12 protein-coding genes are annotated in these 14069 nt (G+C 60.8%); 7 read left to right on the forward strand and 5 right to left on the reverse strand.

The features are described 5' to 3' along the window. The coding region (locus NW829_RS00665; protein ID WP_414416219.1) for a phycocyanobilin:ferredoxin oxidoreductase at positions 1-585 on the forward strand (585 nt) is incomplete at its 5' end. On the opposite strand, the gene NW829_RS00670 is transcribed toward NW829_RS00665, so the two are convergent. Beyond that, complete coding sequence (locus tag NW829_RS00670) at positions 582-1415, reverse strand: hypothetical protein (RefSeq protein ID WP_414416220.1); 834 nt, start codon at positions 1413-1415, stop codon at positions 582-584. The genes NW829_RS00665 and NW829_RS00670 overlap by 4 nt on opposite strands. 473 nt (positions 1416-1888) lie before the next feature. On the opposite strand from NW829_RS00670, the gene prmA reads away from it, so the two are divergent. From prmA to NW829_RS00690, 4 genes are all read left to right on the forward strand, one after another. Next, positions 1889-2779 (forward strand): 50S ribosomal protein L11 methyltransferase, encoded by an 891-nt coding sequence (gene prmA / locus NW829_RS00675; protein WP_414414144.1) that lies wholly within the window; start codon positions 1889-1891, stop codon positions 2777-2779. Continuing rightward, entirely contained in the window at positions 2749-3585 is an 837-nt protein-coding gene (locus NW829_RS00680; RefSeq protein WP_414416221.1) for a 16S rRNA (uracil(1498)-N(3))-methyltransferase, read from the forward strand. The genes prmA and NW829_RS00680 overlap by 31 nt, the downstream gene beginning before the upstream one ends. A 94-nt stretch (positions 3586-3679) precedes the next feature. Then, positions 3680-4978, forward strand: a complete 1299-nt coding sequence (gene hisS / locus NW829_RS00685; RefSeq protein ID WP_414414076.1) for a histidine--tRNA ligase — start codon at positions 3680-3682, stop codon at positions 4976-4978. Continuing rightward, positions 4972-6570: a hypothetical protein gene (locus NW829_RS00690; RefSeq protein WP_414416222.1), complete on the forward strand. Its 1599-nt coding sequence runs from the start codon at positions 4972-4974 to the stop codon at positions 6568-6570. The genes hisS and NW829_RS00690 overlap by 7 nt, the downstream gene beginning before the upstream one ends. 8 nt (positions 6571-6578) lie before the next feature. Here the strand turns inward: NW829_RS00690 and NW829_RS00695 are convergent, their stop codons facing one another. The 4 genes from NW829_RS00695 to NW829_RS00710 form a co-directional block, all read right to left on the reverse strand. Next, on the reverse strand, positions 6579-7421 hold the full coding sequence (locus tag NW829_RS00695) for a universal stress protein (protein WP_414412746.1): 843 nt from the start codon (positions 7419-7421) through the stop codon (positions 6579-6581). Between the two features lie 101 nt (positions 7422-7522). Next, complete coding sequence (locus NW829_RS00700) at positions 7523-8335, reverse strand: hypothetical protein (RefSeq protein WP_414388847.1); 813 nt, start codon at positions 8333-8335, stop codon at positions 7523-7525. Between the two features lie 139 nt (positions 8336-8474). Then, a complete protein-coding gene (locus tag NW829_RS00705; RefSeq protein ID WP_414412747.1) occupies positions 8475-9605 on the reverse strand; it encodes a hypothetical protein in 1131 nt (376 codons plus the stop codon). Then, positions 9602-11242: a hypothetical protein gene (locus tag NW829_RS00710; protein WP_414416223.1), complete on the reverse strand. Its 1641-nt coding sequence runs from the start codon at positions 11240-11242 to the stop codon at positions 9602-9604. The genes NW829_RS00705 and NW829_RS00710 overlap by 4 nt, the downstream gene beginning before the upstream one ends. A 267-nt stretch (positions 11243-11509) precedes the next feature. On the opposite strand from NW829_RS00710, the gene NW829_RS00715 reads away from it, so the two are divergent. Next, positions 11510-11911 carry a cupin domain-containing protein gene (locus tag NW829_RS00715; protein WP_148202691.1) on the forward strand — a complete coding sequence of 134 codons (402 nt, stop codon included), beginning with the start codon at positions 11510-11512 and terminating at the stop codon, positions 11909-11911. A 147-nt stretch (positions 11912-12058) separates the two neighbouring features. Then, positions 12059-13996: a cellulose biosynthesis cyclic di-GMP-binding regulatory protein BcsB gene (locus NW829_RS00720; RefSeq protein WP_414416224.1), complete on the forward strand. Its 1938-nt coding sequence runs from the start codon at positions 12059-12061 to the stop codon at positions 13994-13996. Positions 13997-14069 lie beyond the last annotated feature (73 nt).

Below are 14069 nucleotides of genomic sequence, written 5' to 3' on the forward strand. Positions count from 1 at the left end.
GAAAACCGCTGCTACCAAGGGGATCCCTTTCGCAAACTGCACCTGGAGCTGGCCCAGGCCGGGCAAAGCCTGGATATTCTCCATTGCGTTATGTTTCCGCAGCCGCAGTACCCGCTGCCGCTGTTCGGTTGCGACATTGTGGTCGGTCGCGGACAGGTGAGCGCCGCCATTGTCGATCTCTCGCCGGTGACCCCCAGCTTGCCCGATCTCTATATCCAAGAGCTGGAAGCGTTGGGATCCCATCTGGCCCCTTTCCAGCATCGGCGCCGGTTGCCGGAGTGGGGCACGATTTTTTCTCCCTACTGTCTGTTCGTGCGTCCTGCCGACGAAGCAGAGGCCGAGCGCTTTTTACACTTTGCCTGCCGTTTCCTGGAAATTCACTGCCGGCTGGCGCAGCAGATCCCCCCACAGACGGATCCCGGCCAGATTTTGGCCCACTACCAGGGGCAGCAGCGCTATTGCAGCCAGCAACAGCAGAACGACCGCACCCGCCGCGTTTTGGAAAAAGCCTTCGGTCCCGCCTGGGCAGAGCGCTACATGAACACCGTCCTTTTCGATTTGCCTCCCAGTCCCGTGCAGATCTAGGCGGGATCCCCTTGCAGCCGCTGCTGGATGCTCAAGGCCAATTTTTGCCCCAGGAACTCCGGCATGGCTGGAGTTGAATCCGGCCCCAGCAAGTAGAAAATAAAGCGCGTCTGCTTGCGGCGGAGCATCAAGTTGAGGTTAACAACGGTCAAATCCTCCTGCGCGAGGGCCGTCATCACCCGGTAAAACGCGCCCGGCTGGTTGTCCACATCCACCAGAAGTGTGGGCAAATGAAACACCGGGTCAAAATAAAAAGAAACCTGCACGTCTTTTAGTCCGGCCTTGAGATCAAACTCCAGTGCCAAGGTTTCGTGAACGCGAAACACACCCGCCAGGCATTCGTGAATGGCCCGTTCTAGGCTGAGCTTGGTTTGGGAAGAAAGGCTGTGGCCATCGCGGGAGACAATGGTGCGGATAAACACCAGGTGCGGTGAGTAGATCTGCCCATAGAGATGGATGCCGTGCACCGAGAGATTAAAAGCGGTGAACACCCCAAACAGATCGCTGAGCAGGGAAGGTCGATTACGGTAGGCCAGACAGACCACCGTCTTGCGACCTTCGTCCTGCATCTGTACCACCGCCTTGCGGGTCTGGTAGAGGGTGTAAGCCAAGCGCAGATTTTGGGCCTGCACCTCGCTGCTGACAAACTGGCTGTAAAAAGGCGGAAAGCTCTGGTTAAAACGCCGCATCAGAGCGGATCGCGTCAGCGGCACGGAGTCCTTGCGGGTGCTGACTTTGAGCGGCTGGGGATCCTTATGGGCAGCCCTTTCCCCTCTGGTAATCCCCCAAGGAGCTACCTTCGGCTGCTGCCCTGACTGCTCAATTGACATCGACCTCGCCACCTGCATTGCTCTTTCTTCATCCTTACATCGTTGCTCAGTACGCCCCAGCCAAACCTCATTTATCCGCAAAATCACTGAGGCTCGAAACGAATGTCGACGCTGCATCCAATTCTTGTTCAATGCTTTTGGACTTAATCTATCTCACAGGTATCTCACAGGGCTGAGCTGGTCATCCAAAGAGCCGCTGAGGGTCATCCCCCAATTGGGGGGATCCTTCCCTTCTTCGCTGCTGAACCGACGCTGTGAGCCTTTCAATCCCAGAATAGCCAGAATAAGCCTAAACTATGAATTGAGCAGAGCGCTGCAATTTTTGATATAAAGTGCCGCATTGAGTGCTGGCCGGCTGGGTGACATGAAGCGCTATCTTGTTGGCCATCACTTTGGTTTTTCCCTAGGTTTGTGAAGGGATCCCTGTGAGCAGAACTGTTGCCAATCCCACTCCGTTTTCGCCCGCACAAGCGCTGGACCCCGCTGGTGCTTGGTGGGATCTCAGTCTCATCGCCTCCCCTGCCCAAGAAGACCTGATCTTTTGGCGGCTGGAGAATTTTGGCTGTCGGGGCATGACCAGCCAAGCCCACGGCGAAGATCAGATTTGCATTCACGCCTATCTGCCTTGGCCTCACGTCAGCCTCTTGGATTTGGCAGCCCTCTCCCTGCGCCTGCAGCAGGATGCCCTCATTGCCGGTCAGCGGGTTCCCAAGCTGCGCTGGGAACGCATAGAGGCGGAAGATTGGAGCAGCAGTTGGAAGCAGCACTGGCAGCCCCAATGGGTCGGGGACAAGTTGCTCATTTGTCCGGCCTGGCTGGATCCGCCCCCTCACCCCGGTCGGCACCTGTTGCGGCTGGATCCCGGTATGGCCTTCGGCACGGGCACTCACCCCACCACTCAGCTCTGTCTGGAGTCGCTGGAGATGCGCCTGGAGGGCGGCGGGGGTGCCGAGGGAGTGACTGTGGCCGATGTGGGCTGTGGATCCGGGATTCTGTCGTTGGCGGCGGCCCTGTTGGGGGTGAAGCGGGTGTTTGCGGTGGACATCGACCCCCTGGCGGTGCAAGCCACGATGCACAACCGCGATCTCAACGGCCTGACGGATCGCATTGTGGTCGCTCAGGGCAGCCTGGAGCATATTCCCGAAATGGTGGATGGGCTGGTGTGCAACATCCTGGCAGATGTGATCCTGGATATGATCCCGGAGTTTCGGCTGGTGGTGAAGGAGGGGGGATGGCTGATCCTCAGCGGCATCCTCATCGAGCAGGCCAAGTTGGTGGCGGAGATGCTGGAGGCCAACGAATGGGTGGTGGCAGCCCTCTGGCGACGGGGGGAATGGTGTTGTCTGAACGCACGCATGACCTGAGCGCTTTGCCCCGATTGGCGATTGACCCAGCGCAGCGGGATCCCAGCGGTGTTCTCCATTTAACTGGTCTGCAACAGCACTACTTGCAGCGGGTGCGCCGCCTCAGGCCGGGGGATCTCTTTTTGGTTTTGGACGGCTCAGGCAAGCTGTGGGCGGCCCGTTGGCAAGCCCAGGGATCCCGAGTTGTGGGCGAGGTGGAGGTGCTGCCGCGGGAATTGCCTGTTTCTTTGCATCTGGGCTTGGCGGTGGTCAAAGGGCAGGGGTTTGACGAGGTGCTCCGCCAGGTTACCGAGCTGGGGGCGGCGCGCATTACTCCCCTGCTGACGGAGCGCACCGTGTTGGAACCGGGATCTGGGCGGCAGGAACGCTGGCAAAAAATTGTGCGGGAGGCCGCAGAACAATGTGAGCGGTTGCGCTGGCCTCAGGTCGATCCCCCTACCCCTTGGACAAGTTGGCTGGCGGAGCTACAAGCCGTTCGCGCTACTCGGACGGAGTCCTTTTGGTGGGGTATAGCCGTGGCTCGGCACAAAGCGCCCCCGCTGGTGCAAGCCCTGCCAAAGCTGCAGATCCCGGCCTTGGCCATAGCCATTGGCCCAGAGGGGGGCTGGACGGTTGCCGAACGTCGGCAAGCTGAGGAATATGGGGGCGTGTGCGTCTCCCTTGGCCCTACCATCTTGCGAGCTACCACCGCCGCTGTTGTTGCCACCAGCCAAATTGCCGCCACCTACTCCTGGTTGGACTCGAGCTTGGATCGGGGTCATTTGGCTCCGCTAGCGACGGGGAGTGTTGTCGCCGATAATCAATAACTAGGCCGTTTGCGTCAGCGGGACGGAGTCCTTTGACGAGAACAGCCATTGGCATAGCAGGCGGCCAGGCCCACCCCAGGGAGGGAGAACGAGAATGGAGATGATCCAGGCGGTGCGGGGCACCCGAGATATTCTGCCGCAGGAGGTGCGGCTCTGGCAGCAGGTGGAAGCCAGCGCCCGAGAGATCCTGGGACGGGCCAACTACCAAGAAATTCGCACCCCCATCCTGGAGTTGACGGAACTCTTTGCCCGCAGCATTGGCAGCGCCACCGACGTGGTGGGCAAGGAGATGTACTCCTTCAGCACCCGTGGCGAGCAAGAGGTCAGCCTGCGCCCAGAGAACACAGCAGGTGTGGTGCGGGCCTACATCCAGCACGGGCTGCAAACGGCTGGAGATGTGCAACGCCTCTGGTATTGTGGGCCGATGTTTCGCTATGAGCGTCCCCAGGCGGGGCGGCAACGCCAGTTCCACCAGTTGGGGGTAGAGCTGCTGGGCAGCCGGGATCCCCGCGCCGATGCGGAAGTCATCGCCTTGGCCTGGGAGCTGTTGCAAGCGGTGGGGGCGGAGAACCTGAGCTTGCGGCTCAATTCCCTGGGGGATCTGCAGGATCGGCGGGCCTATCGCCAGGCCCTGGTGGACTACCTCACTCCCTTGCGGGAGAAGCTGGATCCCGACTCCCAAGAGCGCCTCACCCGCAACCCGCTGCGCATTCTAGACAGCAAGGATCCCCGCACCCGCGAGATTGCCGAGGGGGCCCCCAAGCTGCCGGATTACCTCGGCCCAGAATCGCGGGCTTTCTTCGAGCAGGTGCAAGATCACCTGCAGATGTTGGATATTCCCTACCAGTTGGATCCCTACTTGGTGCGGGGCCTGGACTACTACACCCACACCGCCTTTGAGATCGTCTCACCTGACTTGGGATCCCAGAGTACCGTCTGTGGGGGCGGTCGCTACGACGGCTTGGTGGAAGAGCTGGGCGGGCCTTCAACCCCAGCGGTGGGCTGGGCCATCGGCATGGAGCGGCTGGTGCTGCTGTTGCAAAAGAAACAAGGGGAGGCTCCGCCAGCACCGGTCGAGGTTTACGTGATCTCCCGTGGGGCGAAGGCTGAGGCCCAATCCCTCCGGATCGCTCAAGCGCTGCGCCGAGCCGGTTTCTGCACCGAGCTGGATCTGAGCGGCAGCGCCTTTGGCAAGCAGTTCAAACGGGCCAGCCGCAGCGGCGCAACTTGGGCTGTTGTGCTAGGGGATGCGGAAGCTGCAGCCGGAGAGGTACAGCTTAAGCACCTGCCTACAGGGCAACAGCAAACCCTTTTGCAAGCCGATCTGATTCAGTATCTGGCATGCCATTCGCGTCAGCAGTGCGGAGCACCTAAGGTGATGGAGCCATGTTGAATTTTTGGGTTCGGCGCGACGGCCAAGAAGACTGGCAGCCGGTACCAGCCGAGGGAGCAGTTCTGGAAGAAGATACCTACACCATTGTTGCCCGTTCGCCCCAGCCCCACTTCACCATCACGGTGGAAGTCCGGCAGCGTCCTCTAGGGCCACAGAATCAGGGCCCCAACACCGGCACGACTCCTCCACAGGTCCAAACCCGTTCTGTGCGCACCAACGATGAAGGGATCGGCATTATTTTGCCCGCCAGCCACCTCACCCCTGGGTTTTGGGAATTGCACTGCCGAGATGCCGACTTGATCGCAGAACTGTTCGGCGAAACCGAGTTGGACAATTGTCTCCGTTTTCAGGTTGTGCCTGCCCCTGCGCCTCTGGAGCCGGAACGGGGGATCCCTGCCCCGGTGGCTGAAGAGGCCGGGTTTGAGCCCCCCCAGAAAAAAGAGGTCGCCATCCCGCCAGAGCTGTTTTCCCTAATGCACAGTGAATTGGAGGGATCCCCGGAGGAGGTGCTGGTGTTGACGGGGCGGATCGGCTGCAGCGGCGAGCTGCGGGTACGGGTTTGGCAGGAAGGCGAGGAGAGCACGGTTTTCGAGGGGCAACGGCTAATTCAATTTCCCGCTGAAGCCCGAACGGCGGTGTTCAGCATTCCCATCACCCTGCCAAGCCGCGTTTGGACCCGTCCTTTGCGGGGGGAACTGGCCCTCACTCCCTCTTCCTGGCGGGATGCAGACCGGCCTTCCCAGCCCTTGACGATTCCGTTTTCCGTCCGCTGTCGAGACCTTCGCGTCAGCGTTGCGGAGCAACAAGGCGGAGAGCTGCCTCCCGCCTCCCCTCCGCGTCAGTATTGGGGAGCAACAAACATCCCACTGGCCCGGTTGCGGGAAGACCCCCCCTTAACCTTGCTGTCTCCCGAACGCACCCTGCAAAAGCTGTTGCGCATCTGGCAACACAGCGCCCCCATTTCCGTCAGCGTTGCCGAGCAACAGCGAGAGGAGGACTCAGCTTCGCCCGTTCAGCCCGCCGAGACCCAAGCCCTCCGCTCCTTCCCGGAAAAGGATCCCCTGCCATCTGCGCCCAACCCCTCCGCTCAGCCCCTACCCGAAGCAGAGACGGCAGAGTTGCCATCGCCCATCTCCTCCCCTTCCCCACCACCCCAAGCTGAGGCCATCTTGCCAACGCAAGCGGCAGCCGGGATCCCGAGTAGCCCTGTAGCTCCCTCTGAAAACTCGCTGCTGCCCCCCGCTCCGCCTGGGGTTTGTCCAACTCCCCAACTGGTGGTGCCCGAGCAACTCCGAGCCGGAGACAATTTCGATGTGGTGTTGCGCTTGCCCCCCACGACCAACCCTGCTGCAGGCCATCAAGCCCCTTTTTGGATCAAGTTTTGGGTGAAGCACGGGCGCACTCGCTCTTTGGTGGATGGCCCCCGTTGGTTGCTGGACTTCTCCCGTGACGAGCAGGGGCAGTGGCAAGCCCTCACCCGCATGACCATCCCTCCCGGAGTCCCTGAGCTGATCTTTGAAGCTTGGGCCGTCAGCCCGGATCGCCAGCAGCAGAGTGACCGAGTTACAGAGCGCCGCTCCATACTGCCTTGAAGCCTGGCTCAGTCGCTGTCTTGGACGGAACGCACCATCAGCACGGGGCAGCCGATGTGCACCCGCACATAGTCGGAGATGGAACGCCCCAACAGCCGATCCAAATCGGGAATGCTGCGGGCAATGGTAGGTCGGCGGTCAGGGGATCCCATCACCAGCAGATCGGCGTTGCTCTCGGCGGCTAAGCGGACAATTTCTGTGCCCGGATCCCCGACAGCCGTCAACACCTGGTGGCCGATTTGCCGGTTTTTGAGGATGTCGATTGCCCGATCTAGGGCCTCATCTCTACCTGGGTTGTCGGCATCCAACTGCACAGAGGCCAGGAAGATCTGGGCCCCTTGAATGCCGGAGATCAAGTCAAGGGCCGTGGCAAAGGCGGCCTGGGCAGCGGGGGAGTTGTTGAGGGCCACCATGACATGGCTGGGGTATTTGACGTAGGCGTCGTCTTTGACCAGCAGCATTGGGCAGGAGGCGAGCTGAAACACATATTGGCTCACCGAGTTCTGCAAAATGGCCATGATGCGGTTGCGCCCCCGGGATCCCATCACAATCAGCGGATTGGGCATAGACTCGGCCACCTGCAGCACCACCACTTTGGGATCCCCTTCCACCAGTTGCGTGCTGATCTTTAGCCCTGGGCGGGGGGGGAAAGTCTGCAGGGTTTGGGCCAGCAGTTCCTGCCCCTTTTGCCAGGCAGCCCGCATCTCCTCGGCAGAGGTCTGGGAAGGCACCGCATGCAGCAATGTCACGTGGCACTGGGCAAAGGCCGGCAGAGACAGAAGGGTATGCACCATTTGCTCAGTGGGGCCGCTGCCATCGATGGCGGCAATGAGGTTCTCAAATCGAGGCATGGGATCCGTTCTCCGGGCCGTAGTTTGCCAAGACTCATCCTAGATCTGCCCCTGCGGATCCCTGTTACCGTAGGGGATATCCTGCAACATTTTGTTGGGTTTCAGTAACTTAGCCACACATAGCCGGTAAAGCCGCCGCCGGCATTGGTGTTGCGACCGGCCAGGAACTGAAACCCCCCCAAGCCCAGCGTTAACCCTCCCTCCAGCCGCCAGTTGAGCTGGCCCGAAAGCTTGAGGTTGTCGTAGTCGGGATCCTGAACGGCCAAATCCCCGAACAACAAAGGCGCGCCGTTGCCCAACGTAAAATCCCCATCCAGGGCCAGGATGGCCTGCAGCTCAGGAGTCAAATCGGCCCCAAGGGTTAAGTTGGCCTTGACCCGATCCCCGGGATAGCCCAAGTAATCTCGGAACGTGAGGCAGGAGTCGAAAAAGGCGGGCAGGGATCCCAACTGGGTATTGGCCGCCACCCCAACTTTGAGATCGTAGCCGAAAACACCGTACCCCAAGGGCAGGGGAATGTCTTGGGTGGCATATCCCGGCGGGATCAAGGCCGTTAGCTGAGCCGAGAAGAAGGGATCCCCGTTTCCCCAAGTATGACGTAGGCCCAGCTCCAGATCCCGCAGGCCCTGGTTGCGCTGGGTAACGGTGTCAGCCCCGCTGGCAAAGCGATTTTCGATGAAAACGTAGCTGGTGTTGAGGTTGAGAGTGAGCTGATCGCTAAGGCCAGTCTCGGCGAAAAGGTTGAGGCGGGTTTCCCCATATTCTGAGAGAGCAGGCCCCAGTTGCCCCCCCTGGTCAAAGCGGGTGCGAGGCCGATAGACCTCCGGCTGCAGCGAAAAAAAAGTCTTGCCGGCACCGCGGGGAAAACCGCATCCTGCCCAGGCCGGCAGCTCCGGCGGCATTGCACTAACCACTAGACTCGCCAGCAGGCTTGCCCTTAGAAATCTCAGCTTCTCCATGGCAGGGATCCCGGCAGTTTCAGGGGGATTGTATCCCCAGGATCAAGCTCTGGGCCAAGATCCGGGACAAAACCGGCTTTGGAACGACTGCTAACTATGAGGTGGCAGCCGGTAGGCCCACCTGTGCCCGGAATTGGCGAGCGGCGGTCAGCGCTCCGAAGGGATCCCCCTTATACAGGCCGTAGTGCATCAAGGACAGGTGCCGCAGCCCCAGTTGAGACACTTCCCGCAGCCACTCCGGCTGGCTCATGAGCTGAAAGTCTGTATGGACAGTGTCGGCCCGTCCGCCACTGGGGTGCTTGTCCTTAATCGATGGCTCGTAGTGGGCCAACATCAGGTTGGAGTGGATAGGGGAAAACAGGCGGCAACAGAGGCGGATTTGCTCTGGGTTGCCGGGATCCGGGCCGTTCAGCTCTGGGTTAAACTCCCCTGGCCGCCGCTGGCGCATGGACTGGAAGGCGATCCCGTCCATTTGGCTCATGGTCTCGGCAAAGGGCTCCACCATGCTGCGGCCTGCCCCCTGGGAAGGGTCGTCAAAGGTGGCAATCCAGCCCCCCCAGCACAGGGCCACTTCGGCCTCTGGCAGCCGCTCTTTGATGGCCTGTCGGGCTTTGAGGACATTGCGCATCAGGGCTTGGTAGTAGGGAGCAGTGTCGGCGTTGTAGGTGTCCGCCGGGATCCGCCAATAGGAAAACTCCGTGGCCAGGCTCCAATAGGTAGGGCGGCCTTGGGGGTTGGCTTGAGCGATATAGCCGGCCAATTCGGCTACATCCTGGACAAACTGCTTGGAGATGTGGTAGTCGCCGCAGGGGCGGTGGGTGTCGTCTTCCCAGGTGATGATGTGGAGGGTATAGCCCCGCTCAAACCACTGCCGCAAAAGCCCGGCCTGGTGCCAGTTGCGCCAAAAGGAGAGATCCCCCTGGCGGTGATCAAAGCTGTTCAGCCAGCCGCTCAGGAAATGGGGATCCCACCCCTGCGCCACTGCCGCCACCTGCGGATCCGACTCGATTTCCCAGAGGAAGCGACCGGGATCCTCGCCAATGCCCACCTGCCAGCGGGCCAGCAGCTCTGACAAGTTCATGCTTCCCGTCTCGGCATTTTCCGGGCTGCGACTCCCCTGCTGACTCAAAAACTCCTGGCCACAGCCGGCAACCCCATAGGCAGCCAGCAGCGCTCCGCCCGCTTGCAGCACCTGTCGCCGCTGCCAGGATCGTCTCCTTTTCATCTCCTCTCCTCCTGCGGTTCCTCTTGGTGTTGGCGAGCCCACAGCCGCACTTGGGGGGAGCTATAAACCTCCCTGAAGCCCGGCAGCCCCTCAAAATTGAGCTCAGGCCAAAATTGCAGGATGCGATCGGCGCTCCGCAAGGGATCCGCCAGCCCCGCTACCAAGAGGTAGTCCACCCTTTCCTGGGGATGCTGAAGGGCCAGGGCAAACTCGTACTGGTGAGGAGTAAGGAAAGAGCGGGGATCCCTTGCCCAAAAGATAGCCTCAAAGTGGATGTCGTCGTCCACCAGCACTTTTTGTCCGGGCAACAGGTGGCGATAGAGATACTGCCCAACCTGGCGCTTTTCCTGCCGCAGCCTCCGCCAGTCTTCTAGGGCTTGCCCAGCAGAGGTTACTTCATACAGGTTTTGGGCAGCTTCCAACTCGCCACTAAGGGGCACTAACCCTGCCACCAGCCGCTCCCAGAGATCCCGCTCCTCGGCCACCAGGGGCATGAAGAAACCCGGCTCTTGGCTCACCCCATAACCGGCAGTGAGGCAGTTCAACCCCAAGAGGGCAGTGATCAACAGGCGCTTAGCCCAGCCGGGGCCGGCTCCGCGACACAAGTAGGCGCCCATCAGCAAAGGCAGCGGCACCCAGAAAAGGCCAAAGCGGCTCAGCTCCCGCAAAAACAGCCCCTGCCCTAGAGAAGCCAGCAGGATGACCAGCGGCATCCCCCAGACCAGAGCCCATACCCAGCGACCCGGGCCTCGGCCTAGCAGGGATCCCAGCCCCAACAGCAGATAGGCAGGGGCCAGCACCGCCAGCCATTTCCCAGCCTCCAGCACCCCCCGCCAGCCACCCGCCTGCTGCAAGTCTTCCCGCAATTGCGGCAGCCGCAGACCGCTGCCCACCTGGTAGGTGAAAGCCCAGGGATCCCCTGCCGACAGCCAGTTCACGTACAGCCAGCTCAACATCAGGGCCAGGCTGATAAACCCTGCCACCAGCAGCGAAGCCAGCCGAAAACCCCAGGACTGTTTGCGAAAAGCCAACAGCAGCACCCCTGCCACCCAGGGCAGCAGCCACCCACTTTCCCAACGCAGCACCATCAGAGGCCCCAGCGCCAGCCCAATGAGCAGTAGCCGTAGCGCAATGGGCAGCTCGCCAGAATCCGCCCCAGTCTCTGCCCTGGCCTGCTCCTCTTTACTCAAGGGAAACAGCAGGGCCATGTTCACCCCCACCAACCCTGCTGTGGCTGTCCAAACAGGGCTGCGCAGCAGCATCAAGATCAAAGTCGGCTGCACCACCATCAACAAACCCCACAGCCAGCACCATCCCACCTCCACCGGCAAACGGCGTAACTGCCGCCACACCCAGCCCAGCACCAGAGAGCCCAAGATGGTCTGCAGCAACAGCGGGGATCGTCCCAGAATGGCCGTGGCCAGCACCAGGGAGGGGGGGAAAGTGGTGCCGACAATGGGCAGGCGCGGATCCGGCCCCAGGGCGGCTACGGATCCCTTATAGCCAAGAAACTGCATCTCCAAGCTCACCCAGCTCCAGCCTTCCTTCAAACCCCACAGAAGGCTAGCCAGCAGCAGAAACAGGATCCCGGTAGACCCGAAGAGCCGCAAGAAAGCCCTGAGCTTGGTGAGAAACATGGGTTGCTTTAACGACTTCAAGAAGTTAGAAGGCAACTCATTCAACAGCGAATCAAGCCTTAAGAGTTGTCTGATGAGAACAAGTTTCAGAAAAAGTATGGGGATGGGCTGACGTGTCTGGGAACTGGACACAGGGCTAGATTAGCATTCCCTGGCCTGAGAGACTTTATCTACGAGTTTTGGCGTAGGCCAATTCAGCCATATTGTCGATGAGGAGGTCTCGGATTCTGAGAGAGGATGGGGACGACTTTGCAAGGACATGATCTTATGTTGCAGGCTGTGCGGGACGTGAATGAAGCAGCAGTTCCAGCGCTTGAGCTGGTGCCCTCTCAAGCAGAGACCCGTCCCTGGGGATCCTTCTGGGTTTTGGATGAAGGCCCGATGTACAAGATCAAGCGCATCGAGGTGAAGCCTGGCCATCGGCTCAGCCTGCAGATGCACTACCACCGCAGCGAGCACTGGATCGTGGTCAGGGGCACAGCGAAAGTGACCCGTGGAGAAGAGGTGATGCTGCTGAGCTCCAACGAGTCCACTTACATTCCCCCCTGCACCAAGCACCGCCTGGAAAACCCCGGCACCCTTCCCTTGGTGTTGATCGAGGTGCAAAACGGGGAATACCTCGGGGAGGACGACATCGTGCGCTTTGAGGATGACTACGCCCGCCAGTAGAGGGATCCCCTGGGCATCCGAATCTACGGTTTGTGCGTACAGACCCCGAAAGCTTACAGATTTCTGCATGTTGGGCAAACTTGGGTCAGGTGGGCCAAGGGGCTTGCCTGCACTAGACAAGTGAGGGATAAGCAAGAGGGGGTCAAGGTGACGCAGAAGGCAAGGCAGTGGGCTTTGTGGGTTGCCGGTTTGCTTTGGTGTTGCGGGCCGACGGCTGTCCACGCAGCGGAAGTCATTTCTCTGCAAAGGCTGGGCTACGACCGCTCGGTGCTGCTGCAAGGAGCTAACCCGCGTCTAGATATCGGGATCCCTGCCCCCCTGAACGGTGTTGACCCTGAGGCCAGCTTTGTGCAGTTGCGCCTGGATCCCTCGCCGGTGCTCAAGCCCACGTCCACGGTGCGGGTGCTGATCAACGAGGAGCTAATGGGCCTTTTTCTGGTGCGGGACCTGCGGCAGGAGCCGGTGGTGCGGGTGCCCATCCCCAGCTTGGCCGCTGGCGAGCGCTTTATCACCTTGTCGGTGCAGCCTTTCCTGAGCATTACCGACGACATCTGTGCCGACTTGAATACCGGCAATTTGCTGCTGACGGTAGGGCGGGACAGTTTCTTTGAGCTGGCGCCCCTCGTTCCTGATGCCACGGTGGCCGGTTTTCTGGGCCGGCTGTATCCTCAGGTTACTTTGGTAGTGCCGGCCAATCCTTCCTCTGAGACGGCGGAAGCAGCTCTGTGGCTGTACAGCCTCCTTTCTCACCTGTTTCCGCAAACGCCCATCCTGTGGAGCAACCGTCCGAAGCAGGGGGCACAGGTGATCTTAGAGCCGGCCAATTTCACCCCCCACTTGCAGCATCAAATTACCCCAGAGGGATCCCGCCTGCGAGTGGCCGCCCGCCGGGAAGCTATTCTTGCTCTCTATGAAGAATGGAAGCGGGCGGGGCTGGTCAGCCGCGGCATCCAGGTGACAAGGGTGGCGGATCTGGAGAGAGCGCTCAGGGCCAACCGCCTCAGCCTGCGAGAGCTGGGGATCGTGGATCCGCTGCTGCGGGGGTTTGGCAGCCAGTCTTTGGTCTTCAACTTCAACCTGTCCCAATTGGGGGGACGACCGCGGGATCTGGCGGCGCAACTGGATGTGATCATGAACCCGGTGGATGGCCGGGTGGGGGATCGTCTCACCGGCTACGTGTTCTTAAATGGGGTGATGCTGCGCACCTACAACCTAACCGGGCGCACCCAGCTCAACGAAACTGTGACCCTGCCCACCCGCCTGCTGCGCCGCTTTAATCAACTGGAGCTCCGCTTTGACTATGGCGCCAGCCCCGGTAATTGCCAGGGATCCCTGACCCCGCTGACTTTGCAAGTGCGTTCCGATAGCTCTGGCCTTCTCTGGAGCGGCTACCAAGCCCCCACTGGCGAGCTGCAGGAGATCCCGGCGGTGCTTCGAGGATCCGGCCAAGTGTGGGTGGGGGATCCCCAACTGCTGCCGGCTGCCGCCTACCTGGTCGGTGCCCTCAGCCGGCTGGCTGCCCGACCCCTGCTGCCCACCCTTGAGGTTTTGCCCAAAGAGGAAGCCAACCTGGAGACGGGGAACTTTGCCTGGCAGGTGATCGTGGCTGGGCCAGATCAGGTGGAGCTTAATAGCCCCATCCGGCTGGGATCCCAGTTTGAAATCATCAATCCCCTCAACCGACAGGTGGCCTTGGCCGCTCAGCCTCAAGAAAACCTCGGCCTTTTGCAGTACTTTCTCCTGAAAGGTAAGCCGAACCTTTGGCTTTCCTGGTGGGGATCTGACCCGGCTTTGGCAGAGCGCCTCAGCCGCGGCCTTGCCGATCCGCGCACCCGCCTGGCCAACCAGCTACAGGGAAACGTGCTCACCGCCTATGCCGCTGCCCCCGATCTCACCCAAGTACAGAGCTGGGATCTCACCCCGTCGGGCTATCGAGTGCGCTACCCCGGTCGCTTCAGTTGGCAGCTTTTGTTGTGGCAATACCGCTATTGGTTAGTGCTGCTGCTGGCCCTTTTGCTGGCAGTAGGAGCCTGGAATACCTACCAACGCTTGGCCCGCCGCCCTGAGTCGCCCACCCTTTCCTAGGGGGGTTGGCAGAGGACTTCCGGTTAAACCAGACTTGAGCCAAGCAAGGACTCCGTCCCACTTGCGCGAATAG

The organism is Synechococcus sp. R55.8, from assembly GCF_047461895.1.
Lineage (GTDB): Bacteria > Cyanobacteriota > Cyanobacteriia > Thermostichales > Thermostichaceae > Thermostichus.

Coding starts and splice junctions, on each gene's coding strand:
- NW829_RS00670 (WP_414416220.1), bottom strand. CDS start 1,415: ATGTCAATTGAGCAGTCAGGGCAGCAGCCGAAGGTAGCTCCTTGGGGG.
- NW829_RS00680 (WP_414416221.1), top strand. CDS start 2,749: ATGGTGTTGTCTGAACGCACGCATGACCTGAGCGCTTTGCCCCGATTG.
- hisS (WP_414414076.1), top strand. CDS start 3,680: ATGGAGATGATCCAGGCGGTGCGGGGCACCCGAGATATTCTGCCGCAG.
- NW829_RS00690 (WP_414416222.1), top strand. CDS start 4,972: ATGTTGAATTTTTGGGTTCGGCGCGACGGCCAAGAAGACTGGCAGCCG.
- NW829_RS00695 (WP_414412746.1), bottom strand. CDS start 7,421: ATGCCTCGATTTGAGAACCTCATTGCCGCCATCGATGGCAGCGGCCCC.
- NW829_RS00705 (WP_414412747.1), bottom strand. CDS start 9,605: ATGAAAAGGAGACGATCCTGGCAGCGGCGACAGGTGCTGCAAGCGGGC.
- NW829_RS00710 (WP_414416223.1), bottom strand. CDS start 11,242: ATGTTTCTCACCAAGCTCAGGGCTTTCTTGCGGCTCTTCGGGTCTACC.
- NW829_RS00715 (WP_148202691.1), top strand. CDS start 11,510: ATGTTGCAGGCTGTGCGGGACGTGAATGAAGCAGCAGTTCCAGCGCTT.